General features: G+C 73.4%; 10 protein-coding genes. All 10 read left to right on the forward strand.

The annotated features are described in order from the left end of the window. Positions 1-293 precede the first annotated feature (293 nt). The 10 genes from ABTZ99_RS43080 to ABTZ99_RS43125 all read left to right on the forward strand — a co-directional run bounded on the left by ABTZ99_RS43080 (position 294) and on the right by ABTZ99_RS43125 (position 14,532). Positions 294-2,153 carry a CHAT domain-containing protein gene (locus tag ABTZ99_RS43080; RefSeq protein WP_499618888.1) on the forward strand — a complete coding sequence of 620 codons (1,860 nt, stop codon included), beginning with the start codon at positions 294-296 and terminating at the stop codon, positions 2,151-2,153. After that, positions 2,150-2,527, forward strand: coding sequence for a hypothetical protein (locus tag ABTZ99_RS43085; protein ID WP_498786680.1), 378 nt, complete (start codon positions 2,150-2,152; stop codon positions 2,525-2,527). Before ABTZ99_RS43080 ends, ABTZ99_RS43085 begins: the two co-directional genes overlap by 4 nt. A 237-nt stretch (positions 2,528-2,764) precedes the next feature. Continuing rightward, on the forward strand, positions 2,765-4,192 hold the full coding sequence (locus tag ABTZ99_RS43090; RefSeq protein WP_499618890.1) for a ferritin-like domain-containing protein: 1,428 nt from the start codon (positions 2,765-2,767) through the stop codon (positions 4,190-4,192). Then, on the forward strand, positions 4,189-5,580 hold the full coding sequence (locus ABTZ99_RS43095) for a hypothetical protein (RefSeq protein WP_499618892.1): 1,392 nt from the start codon (positions 4,189-4,191) through the stop codon (positions 5,578-5,580). Before ABTZ99_RS43090 ends, ABTZ99_RS43095 begins: the two co-directional genes overlap by 4 nt. After that, positions 5,577-6,449, forward strand: a complete 873-nt coding sequence (locus ABTZ99_RS43100; RefSeq protein WP_499618894.1) for a hypothetical protein — start codon at positions 5,577-5,579, stop codon at positions 6,447-6,449. The genes ABTZ99_RS43095 and ABTZ99_RS43100 overlap by 4 nt, the downstream gene beginning before the upstream one ends. Continuing rightward, entirely contained in the window at positions 6,446-7,777 is a 1,332-nt protein-coding gene (locus ABTZ99_RS43105; RefSeq protein ID WP_498786684.1) for a radical SAM protein, read from the forward strand. Before ABTZ99_RS43100 ends, ABTZ99_RS43105 begins: the two co-directional genes overlap by 4 nt. After that, a complete protein-coding gene (qhpG, locus tag ABTZ99_RS43110) occupies positions 7,774-9,111 on the forward strand; it encodes a flavin-dependent monooxygenase QhpG (protein ID WP_499618896.1) in 1,338 nt (445 codons plus the stop codon). Before ABTZ99_RS43105 ends, qhpG begins: the two co-directional genes overlap by 4 nt. An 89-nt stretch (positions 9,112-9,200) precedes the next feature. After that, positions 9,201-10,217, forward strand: a complete 1,017-nt coding sequence (locus ABTZ99_RS43115; RefSeq protein ID WP_499618898.1) for a hypothetical protein — start codon at positions 9,201-9,203, stop codon at positions 10,215-10,217. Positions 10,218-10,311: 94 nt separating this feature from the next. Next, positions 10,312-10,596, forward strand: a complete 285-nt coding sequence (locus tag ABTZ99_RS43120; RefSeq protein WP_498786687.1) for a hypothetical protein — start codon at positions 10,312-10,314, stop codon at positions 10,594-10,596. 195 nt (positions 10,597-10,791) lie between these two features. Then, entirely contained in the window at positions 10,792-14,532 is a 3,741-nt protein-coding gene (locus ABTZ99_RS43125; RefSeq protein ID WP_499618900.1) for a S8 family serine peptidase, read from the forward strand. Positions 14,533-14,671 lie beyond the last annotated feature (139 nt).

Raw genomic sequence — 14,671 nt, forward strand, 5'->3', positions numbered from 1 at the left:
GTGCTCAACAACTCCTACGCCAAGATCGGCGACCTGAGCGGAGCGGACGTGATCCCGTCCGGCGGCGTGACGTGGGTCGTGCCCGACGGCGCCGGCCGCCGTCGGCGTTCCGGCAGCCGTCCACCGGGTCGCGGCTGGCGACGGTCGTCGTGGTCGAGCCGGTCACGTCGTCGACCGCGCCACCGTCGTCATCACCGTCGCTGTCGTCATCGTCGCCGTCGTCGTCGGACCCGGCACCGTCCTCGTCGCGGCAACGGCAGCCGCCGCCTTCGTCGTCCGGGCCGGTGTCGTCCGTGCCGGTCTCTGAGTCATCGATCACGCCGTCCCGGTACGAGGTGGCCACGATCCCGGACGACAGCCAGGAACCCTTCACCACCGACCCCGCCCCACCACCCGCGGTCGGGGTGCCGCCGGCCATGGGCACGGCGTTCTCCGGTGGCGAATGGCTGCTGCCCGCACTGCTGGTCACGCTCATCGGCGTGCTCATGCTCGCCCTGCTGCTGGTCCGCGGCCCGCCGTCCAGCCGCCCGCCCTGGGCACGACCGGTGCTCGTGTGGCTGGCACCCGACGCGCCGGGGGCGCGCGCGTGGCCGACGGACCAGCCGTTGCGACCGGGCCACGCGTACGTCCTCTGGCTGGACATCGGCGCGCTGCACACCTCGGGAGGAGGCCGGACCACCGTGCGGGCGGCCGTGTTCGACCAGTCCGGCGCGCTGCGCGACCGGCCGACGCGCGACCTGCCCGTCGACCGGCAGCCCGTGCCGCCGCAGGCCTTCCGCTTCACCGCGCCCGACACCGGCGCGCTGCGGCTGCGCTGCAACCTCTACCACCGGGGCGCGCTGCTCCAGTCGTTCCTGGTGGTGGCAGACGGACGTGGCTGGTCGGCGGTGCGGGACTACGTGCGCAGCTTCAGCCTCGACCCGGAGGTCGTGGCCACCGGGCGCCCGCACGCGCTGAGCATCATGGTCAACCACGACAGCCCGGACCAGCACGGGCTCTACGTGCACTTCGGCGACACCGGCGCGTCCGTCGCGACCCGGATCGCCGAGCACACCGTGGCCCGCTTCCAGGAGGGCGCCCGCGCGATCTACCGGTCGATGAACGACGCCGGCTGGGACCGGCAGCGGCTGTCGGCGCTGCTCGGCGAGGCCGCCGTGCACGGACGTGACGTGTTCGTGCGCTTCCAGACCGACGTGGACCTCGCCCTGGCCCGCACCAGGCAGCCCAGGGCGCCGTGGCGCGAGTTGCGCGCCGCGTCGTCGCACCTCCAGGTCGTGCACCCGGACGGCAGCGCCGAGTGGCTGCCCGCCGCGATGATCTACGACTTCCCGCTGGCCCGCTTGGAGCCCCACGAGTACCACTTGTGCGAGGCGTACTTCGCCGACCTCGACGGCACGGACCCGCCCCGGTGCGCACGAGGAGGGTGCGCGACCGGATCGCCCGACGTCGTCTGCCCGGCCGGGTTCTGGGGCTTCCGGTTCGCGATCGGCAACCCGATGACCTTCGACCCCCGCGTACCGGTGCCCGACCACCCGGCGGCGCCGGTCGACCCGCCGGTCGTGGTGCTCGGCCGGGCGGACGACCCGGGGTTCGTCGCCCAACGCACCCACCTGCAAGGGCTGCGGCACGCCCTGCCGCACGTCCAGGTGATCGAGAGCAACCGCCGCGCGGCGTTCCTCCAGCACCTGCGCAGCGTCGCGCCGAGCGTCATCTACCTGTACTGCCACGGCGGCGTGAACGACCGCGGCCTCGGCTACGTCGAGATCGGCGACGGCGAGTGGCTCACGGCGGCCGAGTTCGACGACGACTTCGGCGGGCGGTGGGAGTCGATGCCGCTGGTCCTGCTCAACGGGTGCAGCACCGTCGCGCCCGGCGCCGACCACGCGTTCCCGCTCACGCCGCGACTGCTGTGGGCAGGCGCGGCGGGCGTCGTCGGCACGGAGGTCGACGTCCGGGAGGGCCTGGCCTGCCGGTTCGCCGACACCCTGCTGCCCGCGCTGCTCGGCGACGGCCACACCGTCGGGCAGGCGATGACGGCGGCGCGGCGCGCGGTGCTGCGTGACGGCAGCGCGTTGGGCCTGGCCTACACCGCGTTGGCGCCCGCCGACCTGAACCTGGTGCCGACCCGGGCACGCGTGAGGGGACGACCATGACCTTGGAGCTGTGGGGCGCGGCGGCGTTCGGCGCCGTGCTCGGCTGGAACCTGTACTTCGTCAACCGCTACCGGACCGACCGGGTGCGGCTGGCCGACCTCGGCGCGCTGGTCGCGGTCATCGGCGGCGGCGCGGTGCTCGCGCTGTTCCCCGCCGGCAGCCGCCTGTTCGGCGCGTACGGCATCGGCCTGCTCGCCGGGTTCGCCACCTATCTGCTGGTGCTGTTCACCCTGGTCGCGGTGTCGAAGAAGTTCACCGTCGACTGGTTCCTCGACGGGCGCAGGCTCCGCCTGGCCGAGGACGAGGAGAAGCTCCCGGACGCGCGGGACTCCGGCGTGGCCATGTCGCCGGCCCAGCGCCGCCGCCCCGGCTGACCACCACCGACCGGTCACGGACGTCGCCCGACCGTGGCGGCGGCCGACGTCACCGGCGACGGTCCGTCAGCACGGGCGACCCGGCCGGATGACGGGTTTCACCGGCCCGGCTGGCGTTGGCCGCGACCGGGGCGTCGGGTGCCCGCACGCCGGCACGCTCGCCCGTGCGCCACACAGTCGCGCGGGAAACGGGGGTAGGACATGCGGTCGAGGGTGCACAGGCATCTCGCTTCGGTGGTGCCGGAGCTCTTCGAGGACCGGGCGCCCGCCATGGCGGTCCTGTCGGTGGCCGGGCCCCTCGACGCGGAGGAGGAGCGCCCGGTCCTGCCGCCGGAGTTCAACTGGCGCGACTACACCGTGATGCTGCTGCACGTCGCGGCCGAGATCGAGCACTCGCTGATGGTGCAGTACCTGTTCGCCGCCTACTCGATGGGCGGGCCGCAGGTGCCCGAAGGGCTGCGCGACGACGTGCGCGGCTGGCAGGAGGTCATCCTCGGCATCGCGAAGGAGGAGATGGGCCACCTCCTCACCGTGCAGAACCTGCTGACGGTGCTGGGCGGCCCGATCAACCTCGACCGCGAGGACTACCCGTGGGGCTCGGACTTCTACCCGTTCGCGTTCAACCTCCAGCCGTTGAGCGCCGACTCGCTCGCCAAGTACGTGGTCGCGGAGAGCCCCAGCACCTGGTCCGGTCCCGAGGCCACGGCGATCAAGGAGAGGGCCGCCAAGGCGTCGGGCGACTACGTCAACCGGGTCGGCGCGCTCTACGGCCGGGTCGACGCGATCCTGAAGAACAAGGACTTCCTCCCGGACGAACTGTTCCACGCGGACACGCTGCCGTACCAGGCGTCCTGGGACGAGTGGGGCCGCGGGTACACCCGCGGTGAACGCGGGCAGGACTCCGGGAACGTGCCGGACGTCAAGTCGCCCGAGCTGCTGGTCTTCGGCGTGTTCTCGCGGGACTCGGCGCGCAAGGCGCTGCACGAGATCGGCGAGCAGGGCGAGGCGCCGGACGCCGACGAGCAGGACGAGACGTCCCACTTCAACCGGTTCCTCGGCATCTACCGGGCGTTGACGCGGCTGCCCGAGGACCAGCAGGCGCTGGTGTCGCGCCCGGTCGCGCAGAACCCGGTGACCGCGCACCGGCTCAACGAGTCGCAGCCGGTCGGGTACGCCGCCGCCGAGGTGACGACCAACCCGATCACGGACCCGGTCACCGCGCTGTGGGGCCACCTGTTCAACCTCCGCTACCGGATGCTGCTCACCGACATCTCCCACGCGTTCCTGCTGTCGGGCCCGGTGGACAACGGCGGCGTGCTCACCGGGCGCGGCGCGCTGGTGCACCGGGCGTTCGCCGAGATGTACAACCTGCGCGCCGTCGCCGGACGCCTGGTGGAGCGGCCCCTGGAGGAGGACGTGCCGGGCGGTCTGCTGGCCGGGCCGCCGTTCGAGATGCCGTACAGCCTCGAACTGCCCCACCACGACCACGACCGCTGGCTGCTGCAGCGCGACCTCGTGCAGGCGTCCCAGCTGCTCACCGACCAACTGCTCAGCACCGACCCGGCCGGCGCGGACGACCCCTACCTGGTGGCGCTGCGCGAGTCCGACCGGCGGGCGCTGGAGCAGATCGAGCACGTCCTCAGCCGCAAGGGGTGCACGCGATGACGACGATCCGGGAACTGCGCGTCCTGCCGCCGCTGGCCGTCGCACGGCTCGGCGGCGCCGCCGAGCCGATGGACAACTACACCGCCGAGACCGACCCGACCGAGCCGCTGGGGCCACGACGGCTGCGCCCCGCGCCGACGTTCCACGTCGACCCCGGCTCCGGCGCGATCACCGGCGCCGACACCCCCGCGACGCTCCGGTTCACCGACGGGCACGGCAAGGTCCGGCCCGTCGCGCCGTTCCTCGAGGTCTGGGCGCTCACCGACGACGACGTGCTCCGGCCCCTGACCGTCGACCTGTTGCGGGACAACGGCCTCACGCCCGAGGACGTGCGGTGGCGCGTCCGGGTCGGCAACCACAAGATCCAGCGCCGCACCTACGACGACAACGACCGGATCGACGCCGACACCGAGTGGTTCAGCGACCACGTGTCGCACGAGCTGATGGGCGTGTGCGCGAACTTCCTCGAAGACAAGTTCCTGCCGCTGGGCCACGCCCGCTACCTCAAGCCGACGCCGGAGTTCCCCGGCATCCGGTTGCGCTTCACGCCCGCCGCCGGCCACGTCTACGGCTCCGCCTACACCGACCGCCCCACCGACCCGGACCCGAACGTCGTCGACTTCCTCTACGACGCCACCAGGGGCAAGTGGCGCGGCCACGCCGACCAGCCGGGCGATCCGCGGCTGACGATCCCGGCGCAGATCTACGCGGGCGACGACGGCCCGGACGGCTCCTGGGTCAGCCGGGGCTACCTCGACGACGAGTGCGACGGCCTGGTCCACGTCGCGCTCGACGTCTCCGGCCGGGAACTGACCGCGTTCGGCCGCATCGGCGCGGGCCCGCCCGCCTACGCGCCGGACGTCATCCCGATCCGCACCGTCGCCGACGAGCTCGACCAGGCGTTGCACGGACCGGCCGCGACCGGGCAGGACACCTTGGAGCAGGCGCGCGCCGTGGCCGAGGAAGTGCTCCGCCGCGCCACGGAGACGGTGCGGCTGATGAACACCGAGGTGATGAACGGCAACACCGTGGACGGTCGGGTCGACGCCGCGAGCACGATGGTGCGGCAGGACACCGCCGACACCGGCCGGCTGTTCGAGCCGATCATGGCGCCGTCCCTGGTGGACGCCGCCGCGGTGCTCGCCCTGCACCGGAACGTGCTCGCCGCCCTGCGCAGCGGCACCGCGCCGTGGTTCGCCGACGTGCTGCGCGACCACGACGAGGTCGGCGACCTCACCGCCAAGGGCAGGCGCAAGATGCCGGCGCTGATGCGCGGCGCGGACGGCCGGTCGCTGGCCCTCACCCGCCGCCAGGTGAACCTCGTCCGCCTGGCCGCCCGGCAGGCGATCTTCCGGCAGGCCACCGACGAACCCGGAGGACCGCGATGAGCGACGACCGGATCGACCCGATGAACCTCACCGCCCAGCTGCACTACAGCGCCGCGGGCAACCCGCCGAGCACGTTGCCCGACTCGGCGATCTCCAACGCGTTCCCCGGCCTGGAGTTCGACATCCGCAACATCTGGCGCCGGCTCCTGGTCGGCATCGAGCTGCACGAGTCGGACAACTACGTCGTGGGCGCCGACCCGGAGCACGAACGGCTGGTCGGCCGCCGCCTGCTGTCCGTCGGCGACCACGACGTCGTGGGCGCCCTGGTCGGGCCGACCCGCCCCGGCAGCGGGTCGTCCCGGCTGACCTCGGCGGACAACCCCGACGGCGTGACGATGCTGGAGTGGTCCAACTCCCTGGCGGACGTGCTGGCCGACCACGTCGGGCAGACCGTGCCGTGCCTGTTCACCAGCGGCCCCGCGTCGAAGCCGGTCGGCAAGCCGTCGTCCCTGCCCGACCCGCGCTTCGAGGTGGTGCAGCTGGAGGTCCGGGCCCTGTTCGCGAAGAGCGGGACGACCGGCGGCGACCTCGCCGTGATCGCCGAGGAGATGGCCGGACCCGGCGACCTGACCCGCGGCCTGTGCTCGCCCTGGCAGAACGACTACCGCGAGTGCGCCTGCTACTACTGGGCCGCCAGCCGACCGGACTACGTCAACGTCGAGGACACCGCCGCGGGCACCACCACCGGCAACCACTGGTTCGCCAAGGACCGCGAGCCGCGCGAGTACGTGCTGGACAACCGCTTCGACTCCCGCCTGGTCAGCTACGACGACCTGTTCCGGGACTGGCAGGGCGAGCTGCGGTTCATCGTGGACGGCAAGGACGCGCCCGAGTACCGCGAGACCGAGCCGGACGGTGACGGCCGATGACCGCCGCCCGGCTGTTCGCGGAGTCCGTTCCCGTCCACCCCGACGTCCACCTGCTCCGCACCGACGCGGGGCCACGCGTGCTCATCGCCGACGGCAGCCGCCTGTTCGGCGTCGGCCAGGCCCTCTACGACCGGATCGACGCCGCCCGCCGCGACCCCGATCCACGACTGGTGGACTCGCTGCTGGCCGACCTCGGCCTCGACGCGCCGCGCCAGGTCGACGACCTCGCGCCCGACCCGCCGCCGGTGCGGGCGCTGTCGCTGGCCGTCGCCCAGAAGTGCAACCTCGGCTGCACCTACTGCTACGCGCAGCAGGGCGACTTCGGCGGTCCGGCCAAGAACATGCCGGAGGCGACCGCGTTCGCCGCCGTGGACACCCTGTTCCGCGACGCCGGCCCCGGCGAACGCGTCAACCTCGCGTTCCTCGGCGGCGAGCCGATGATCAACCGGCCGGTCGTGCGCTCCGCGACCGAGTACGCCGTCGCGGTGTCGCGGCGGACGGGGACGCCGGTCACGTTCTCCATCACCACCAACGGCACGCTGCTCACGCCCGAGGACGGCGAGTTCTTCGAGGCGCACGGGTTCGCGGTCACGGTCAGCCTCGACGGCGTCGGCGCTCGGCACGACCTGCTGCGACCGCACCGCGACGGCCGCGGCAGCTACCGGCGCGTCATGGACCGGGTCGCGCCACTGTTGGCGGCGCAACGCCGGATGCAGGTCTCGGCCCGCGTCACGGTCACGCCGCTCAACCTCGACCTGCCGCGCACGCTGGAGGAGTTCACCGCCGCCGGGTTCCACGGCGTCGGCTTCTCACCCATGCTCAGCTCGCCCAACGGGCACGGCGAGATGGCGTCGCGGGACCTGGAGGTCATGCTGGAGCAGATGACCGCGTGCGGCGAGGAGTTCGTCCGCCGGGTGCTCGCCGGGCAGCGCTACCCGTTCACCAACCTGGTCACCGCGTTGCGCGAGATCCACCGGGGCACGCACCGGCCCTACCCGTGCGGCGCGGGCGCGGGCTACCTGGGCGTGTCCGCGGACGGCGACCTGGCGGCGTGCCACCGGTTCGTCGGCGACTCCGACGGCGCGATGGGCGACCTGACCACCGGCGTGGACGACGCCAAGCGCGCCCGGTGGCTGACCGACCGCCACGTGCACCGGCAGGAGCCGTGCAACGGCTGCTGGGCCCGGTACCTGTGCGGCGGCGGCTGCCACCACGAGGTGATCCGCCGCGGCCGGCCGGCGTGCGACTACATCCGGGGCTGGCTGCACCACTGCCTCTCCGTCTACAGCCGCCTGCTCGCCGCCCGGCCCGACTACTTCACCGGATGACGGACGTCTGCGTGGTCGGCGGTGGGCCGGCGGGCGCGGTGTGCGCGCTGCGGCTGGCCCGCCTCGGCCACCGCGTCGTGCTGCTGGAACGCCGCCCGTTCCCCCGCCCGCACGTGGGCGAGGCGCTGTCACCCGGAGTCGGGCCGCTGCTCGACCTCCTGGACCTCGGGCACGCCCTCGACGACGCCGTGCCGTCGCGTGGCACCCTGGTGCGCTGGGAGGACACCACGACCCACCTGGTCGCCCCCGATCCACGGGCGGTCACCGTCGACCGGGGACGGTTCGACCACGTCCTGCTCACCGCCGCACGGGCCGCCGGCGTCGAGGTCCGGCACCCCGCCCGCGCCGGACGCCCCCGACGCACCCGGGCGGGCTGGGACGTCCCCCTGCCCGGCGGAACGCTCCGGGCCCGGTTCCTGGTGGACGCGAGCGGGCGGCACCGCGTCTCGGGCGGCACGACCACCGCCACCGGGCCCAGGACCCTCGCCCTGCACGCCGTCTGGCGAGGCGGCGGCCCGACCCGCATCGGCACGGGACCGCGGACCTGGTGCTGGGGCGCGCCCCTGCCCCGCGGCCTGTTCCGCGCCATGGCGTTCATCGACGCCGACCTGCTCCGCGCCCACCGCCCGGAGCGCCTCTACCACCACCTCCTCGACAGCACCGGCCTGTTCGCGGACCGCCCGGGATCACTCGACGTCGCCGTCTGCGACGCCACCGCCTACCGCGACGACACCCCCGTGACCGAGGACAGCGTCAAGGTCGGCGAAGCGGCCTTCACCCTCGACCCGCTGACGTCGTCCGGGGTGGACAGCGCGCTGCACAGCGCCATGGCCGCCGCCGTCACCGTCCACACCGTCCTCTCCGACGGCGACCGGGCCGCCGCCCTCGCCTTCTACCGCGACAGCCGGGACCGGACCTCGGCCCGTCACGCCGGCTGGACCGCCGCCCACTACGACCGCCACCAACCCCACCGCGACCAACCGTTCTGGCGACGCCGAGCCGCGCCACCCCCCGACCACCGACCGACCTCACCGGCCCCGTTGACCCCCGACCACCTCCACCGACCGGTCCGGCTGTCCCCCGACGCCGCCGTCGTGCCGACCCCGTGCCCGGTCGGGGACCTCGTCACCACCCGCCGCGCCCTCACCCACCCGGCCCTGCCCACCCCGGTCGCGCACGTCGCCGACACCGAACTCGCCCCGCTGCTCGACTACCTCGACCGCACCGCGTCCCTGTCCGACCTGCTCCGCGCCTGGTCGACCCACCTGCCCGCCCGCCAAGCCGAGGCGACCGCGCGGTGGCTGTTCGAACGGGGCTGCCTGGAGACCACCTGAGATTCCCCCAATCGCCCCATCACTTCTCCCGTCCGGTGGTAGGCATGTGATGCCCGCCATACGGGCGGGCGTCAACAGGGGGAGCTGTGATGTCCAGAAGAAGAACCTTGCTCGGGTTGCCGGTGATGGTGGCGGTGACCATGGCTTCGCTGACCGCCACCGCGCCGGCCGAGCCGACCACCGCGCACGTTCCGGGGGACGTCCACCTGGCCACGTTCGGCATCCCGGGCAGCACCGGCGTGGCCCACACGGTCCGCCGGGGCGACGGCAGCTGGACCGGATTCGGCTACATCGGCACGAACCACTCCCAGCGCCAACTCGTGTCGGCCATCGTCGACGGCGAAGAGCACCTGATCTACGAGGACTACTCGGGCCTGCCCTACCGGCCGTCGCTGCACCACCGGATCCGCCACGCCGACGGCTCGTGGTCGGAGGTGACCCCCGGACCGGTCGGCACGACCGGGTCGACCAACGACCTGGCCGTGGCCGCCGTCAACGGCGAGTTGCACCGGGTGCGGCGCGGCAGCGACGACCAGCTCATGAAGCACGCGGTGCGGCGCGCCGACGGTACCTGGGCGAGCGAGGTCGTCGTCCCGGCCGCGACCACGGCGACCATGAACGCCGCGATCGCGGGCGTCGGCGACACCCTGCGCCTGGTGGTCGACGACACCGCCGGCGGGCGGATCCTGCCGTCCTACGTCCGGTACGCCGACGGCACGTGGGCCCAGACCGCCGACGTGCCCTTCACCCCGGCGCCGGCCGAGGTCACGGCCACCGACGTGGAGCTCGCCCAGGTCGGCTCCGACCTGCACGCCCTGGTGATCGGCAGCGACGGCGAGGTCTACCACGCCCTTCAGCGCCCGACCGGCGAGTGGACCACGTTCACCAACGTCGCGTCGCAGACGGGCGCGCCCGGCAGCGCCGTCAACAGCGCCTCGATCACCGCGTCGCGGGGCGTCCTGCACGTCGCGGTCGCCACCGACGGCGACCGACTGCTGCACACGATCCGCTCCGGCGACGGCCGCTGGCTGCCCTTCGGCGACGTGCTGGCCGCGAACAGCTCATCACCACCTCGGCCGCTCTCGATCACGATCGCCGGCAGCTGACAGCGCCGATCCGGCCCGCGGCGGCCGGTCGAGTCGGGCCGGTCGCCGCACCGCTCTCACCGCGAGTTCATGCGATGACACGCGCGCACGGGGCGTGCGTGGAACCAAGACCTCGTTGCGGTACGTCGTCCGGCACGCCGACGGCAGGTGGGAGCAGACCCCGGACGTGCCGTTCACCCCGCCGACCGGCACGAGGGCCGTCACCGTGGTCATCGCACAGGTGGGCACCGAACTGCACGCCGTGGTGACCGGGGGCGACGGCGGCCTGTACCACGCGGTGCAGCGCTCGACCGGCGCCTGGACCACCTTCCACGACATCGCGTCAGCGACCGGATCGCCGAACCTGACGACGAGCCGGCTCACCATCGCCGGCAGCTGATCCGCGGTGCGGCGACCGGCCGGGTCACGCCGGTCGCCGCACCTCTCACATTCGGTTCGCAGTCCCGACAACTTCACGGTGGTCGGCAATCCGAACCCAGGCCGAACCGCTCCCCGCGTGACCCAGGCAACGCCAAGTCGCTCCCGGGCGTCATGAGTCATTGGGGCACAAGCTTTCTACTGATGGGGAGTGCGCATGAAACGACGAGTGCGGCTGCTCGCGGGCGTCGCGGCGCTGGCCGCGGCGACGGCGACGGCGCCGCTGGGAGCGGGCAGCGCGGCGGCGGTGCCGTTATCGCCGGGCGCGGGGCAGGGAGCGGCGACGGCGTCCGGCGGGCAGTGGGTCACCTTGGTCAGCGGGCACCGCGTGTTCGTCTCGCGCACCGCGCAGGGCCGGTGGTCGGTGCTCACCGAGCCCGAGGCGAGCGGCAGGCCCGCCGCGTTCATCCAGTACGCCAAGCGCCGCGGCGGCGAGACCGACCTGTACGTGGTGCCGCAGGTGGCGGCGGCGCTGGTGCGGTCCGGGACGCTGGACGAGGAGCTGTTCAACGTCTCCGGACTGGTCCGGCAGCGCTACGACGACGCGCACAGCGAGACGGTGCCGCTCCTGGTCGAGTACTCGGACATGACCGCGGCCACCGCGCCCGAGGGCGCCCAGGTCGAACGGGAGTTACCCGACCTGCGCCTGGCGGCGGTCGCGGAGCGCAAGGCCGACGCGCGCCGGTTCTGGTCGGCCGTCACCGGCGGCCAACCGGGCGCGGCGCGACTGGCGGGTGGCCCCCGCCGCATCTGGCTCAACGCGCGCGTCCAAGCGGCGCTGGACGTCAGCGTCCCCCAGGTCGGCGCACCCGCCGCGTGGGACAACGGCCTCACCGGCCAGGACGTCACGGTGGCCGTGCTGGACACCGGCTACGACAGCACGCACCCCGACCTGGCGGACAAGGTCACCGTCAGCCAGGACTTCAGCGGCACGGGCAGCGCACGGGACGGCAACGGGCACGGCACGCACGTCGCCTCCACCATCGCGGGCTCCGGCGCGGCGTCGGGCGGCAAGTACAAGGGCGTCGCGCCGGGCGCCAAGCTGGCCATCGGCAAGGTGCTCGACGACAACGGGTCGGGCCAGACCGACGACGTCATCGCCGGCATGAGGTGGGCGGCGGCCGAAGCCAAGGCCGAGGTGGTGAACCTGAGCTTGGGCTCGGGCCCCACCGACGGCACCGACCCGGCGTCGCAGGCGATCAACGCCCTGAGCGCCCAGTACGGCACGCTGTTCGTGGTGGCGGCCGGGAACTGGGGCAGGGACGAGGCGGTCGGCAGCCCGGCGGCGGCCGACGCGGCGCTCGCGGTCGGCAGCGTCACCAAGTCCGGGGCGCTGTCGGACTTCTCCAGCCGCGGTCCGCGGCTGACCGACGCCGCGGTCAAGCCGGAGATCGCCGCTCCCGGCTCGGACATCGTCGCGGCGAAGGCCGCGGACGCACGCATCGGCGAACCGGTGGACGAGCACTACACCAAGCTGTCCGGCACGTCGATGGCCACGCCGCACACCGCCGGCGCGGCGGCGATCCTGGCCCAGCAGCACCCCGATTGGACCGGTGACCGGATCAAGGCGGCGCTGGTCGGCACGGCGGCGCCGGTGGCGGACGCGGGCGTGTACGCGGTCGGCGGCGGTCTGGTCGACGTGGCCAGGGCGACCGCGCAGGACGTCCAGGTCGCGCCGGCCACGGTCAACTCCTACTTGAAGTGGCCCACCACCCGACCGGACGCACGTGCGGTGACCTACACCAACCCCACCGACGCGCCGATCACCCTGGGCCTGGACGTCAAGCTGGCCGACGCGCAGGGGCAGGCTCCCCCGGCCGGGCTGGCCGTGCTGCCCGCGCCCTCGGTGACGATCCCGGCCGGGGGCAAGGCGGACGTCACGCTGACGTTGACGCCGCGGTCGGGCAGGCCCGGCGTGTACGGCGGCCTGCTCACCGCGACCTCGGCGGACGGCGCGATCCGGCTGCGCACGCCGGTCGGCGTCCACGACGAGCCGGAGATGCACGACCTGACCGTGGCGGTGAAGAACCGCGACGGCGCCGCGCCCGGACCTCAGGACAACTCCGTCGCGCTGGTGGTCGACCTCGACAGCGGCGACGTGTGGTTCGGCCCTCTCGGGGAGACGCTGCGGGTCCCTGCGGGCAGGTACTCGGTCGTCGGCGCCGCGAGCACGCCCAGGCCGGGCGCGCTGCCCCTGGAGAGCACCTTCGTCGACCCCGACGTGCGGGTCTCGCGCACCACGACCGTGAACTTCGACCTGCGCAAGGGCCGGCGGGTCTCGCACACCACCGACCAGCCCGCGGCGCGCGGCGGCGTGTGGAACTCGCAGTTCCGCTTCTCGATCACCGACCGCCCCGAGTACCCGACGGGCTTCTCCTACCTGGCCGACCCCCGGTTCACCGAGCTGTACGCGCAGTCGGAGGAGCGGTGGCCCGTGCCCTGGTTCGGCTACGCGGACAACCTCCGGCTGGAGGAACCCGACCTGGAGGTGTACGCCGAGGGACCGCAGCGCTTCGAACTGCCCGCCGGCTGGCTCCGCGGGTCGCCGGAGCCCAGTGGCAGCCAACGGCTGGCGACCGTCCACGGTGGACAGGGCACGCCCGAGGACCTGGCCGGCGTCGACGCCAAGGACAAGCTCGTGGTGCTGGAGCTGCCCGGTGAGATGACCTACGACGAGGTCTACGCGCGCATCCGGGCCGTCAAGGACGTGGGCGGCAAGGCGGTGGCGGTCGGCGTGCTGGAGGAGGCGGCGACGGCGAACCGGTCGGCCGAGGACTTCCCGGCCGTGCTGCCGACGTTGCGGCTGTACGACGAGCCGGGCAGGCGGTACGCCGACCTGGTCAAGGCGGGCGGGGTGATGACGGCCGTCACCGCCCGGTCCAGCAGCGCCTACCGCTACGAACTGGCCTACCCGTCACCGGGTCAGCTGCCGCGGCAGCTGACCACGGTGGCCAAGACCGCCGACCTCGCCGCGGTGCACATGCTCTACCACGGCGGCACCGAGGAGGAACCGCCGATCACCTCGGCCTCGGTGGAAGGGCTCGACGGCGAGATCAGCACGCAGTGGAGTCTGGCCGGGGTCCCGAACGCCGAACGCGTCGAGCACTTCACGCCGGGCAAGTGGCGCATCGGGGTGGGAGGCTGGTGGGCCGCGGCGGGCACCGGCTACGAACGGGCCACCCTGGAGCGCGGCAAGACCTACCGGATGCAGTGGAACGCGGCGGTGGCCGCGCCCGGGTTCACCGGCACGACCACCAACGAGCTGGGTGAGAACCACCCGTGGGCCTGGCGCACCGGCGACCTGCTGGACGTCACGGTGCCGTTCTTCACCGACGCCGCCGGGCACGCGAGGGCGGCCGAGCCGTTCTTCGGCTACGACAAGGGCTCGACCGCGCTGTACCGCGACGGCGTGCTCGTCGGCACGCAGGACCAGCCGGGACGCGGGGTGTTCGTCGCGCCCCGTGACGAGAGCTCGTACCGGTTGACCGCCGACGTCAGCCGCGAGAACCAGCCGTGGTGGCCGCTGTCCACGAAGGTCAGCGGCAGCTGGACGTTCCGCTCCGGGTTCCGGCAGGGACCGGGCGGGGCGCTCCCGCTGCTCTCGGTGGGCTTCGCGCCCGCCGTCGACCTGCACAACGTCGCGCCGGGTGGGCAGTTCTCCTTCCCGGTCACGGTGACCAGGCAGGACAAGGCGCCCGACACGAAGTCGTTGGAGCTGGAGGTCTCATTCGACGACGGCGCCAGTTGGGCGACCGTTCCGCTCAGCCGTGACGGCGCGCGGTGGACGGCGACCGTCACCAACCCGGCCGGCGCGTTCGCGTCCTTGCGCGCCAAGGCCTCGGACGCGGACGGCAACGCCGTGGAGCAGACCGTGATCCGCGCGTACCGGGTCGGCTGACCGGCGGTCCGAGCGCAGGCGGGGGGTGGTGGGGCACCCCCCCCCACACCCCCCCCCCCCAGCGGAAGACGACACGCCACAACACAAAAAACCAAAACAACAAAATAAAATAAGGTGTGAGGGTTTATATTGTTTTGTG

The sequence above is a fragment of the Actinosynnema sp. NPDC002837 genome (assembly GCF_040295345.1).
In the GTDB taxonomy this organism is placed as follows: domain Bacteria; phylum Actinomycetota; class Actinomycetes; order Mycobacteriales; family Pseudonocardiaceae; genus Actinosynnema.

Coding starts and splice junctions, on each gene's coding strand:
- ABTZ99_RS43085 (WP_498786680.1), top strand. CDS start 2,150: ATGACCTTGGAGCTGTGGGGCGCGGCGGCGTTCGGCGCCGTGCTCGGC.
- ABTZ99_RS43095 (WP_499618892.1), top strand. CDS start 4,189: ATGACGACGATCCGGGAACTGCGCGTCCTGCCGCCGCTGGCCGTCGCA.
- ABTZ99_RS43100 (WP_499618894.1), top strand. CDS start 5,577: ATGAGCGACGACCGGATCGACCCGATGAACCTCACCGCCCAGCTGCAC.
- ABTZ99_RS43105 (WP_498786684.1), top strand. CDS start 6,446: ATGACCGCCGCCCGGCTGTTCGCGGAGTCCGTTCCCGTCCACCCCGAC.
- qhpG (WP_499618896.1), top strand. CDS start 7,774: ATGACGGACGTCTGCGTGGTCGGCGGTGGGCCGGCGGGCGCGGTGTGC.
- ABTZ99_RS43115 (WP_499618898.1), top strand. CDS start 9,201: ATGTCCAGAAGAAGAACCTTGCTCGGGTTGCCGGTGATGGTGGCGGTG.
- ABTZ99_RS43125 (WP_499618900.1), top strand. CDS start 10,792: ATGAAACGACGAGTGCGGCTGCTCGCGGGCGTCGCGGCGCTGGCCGCG.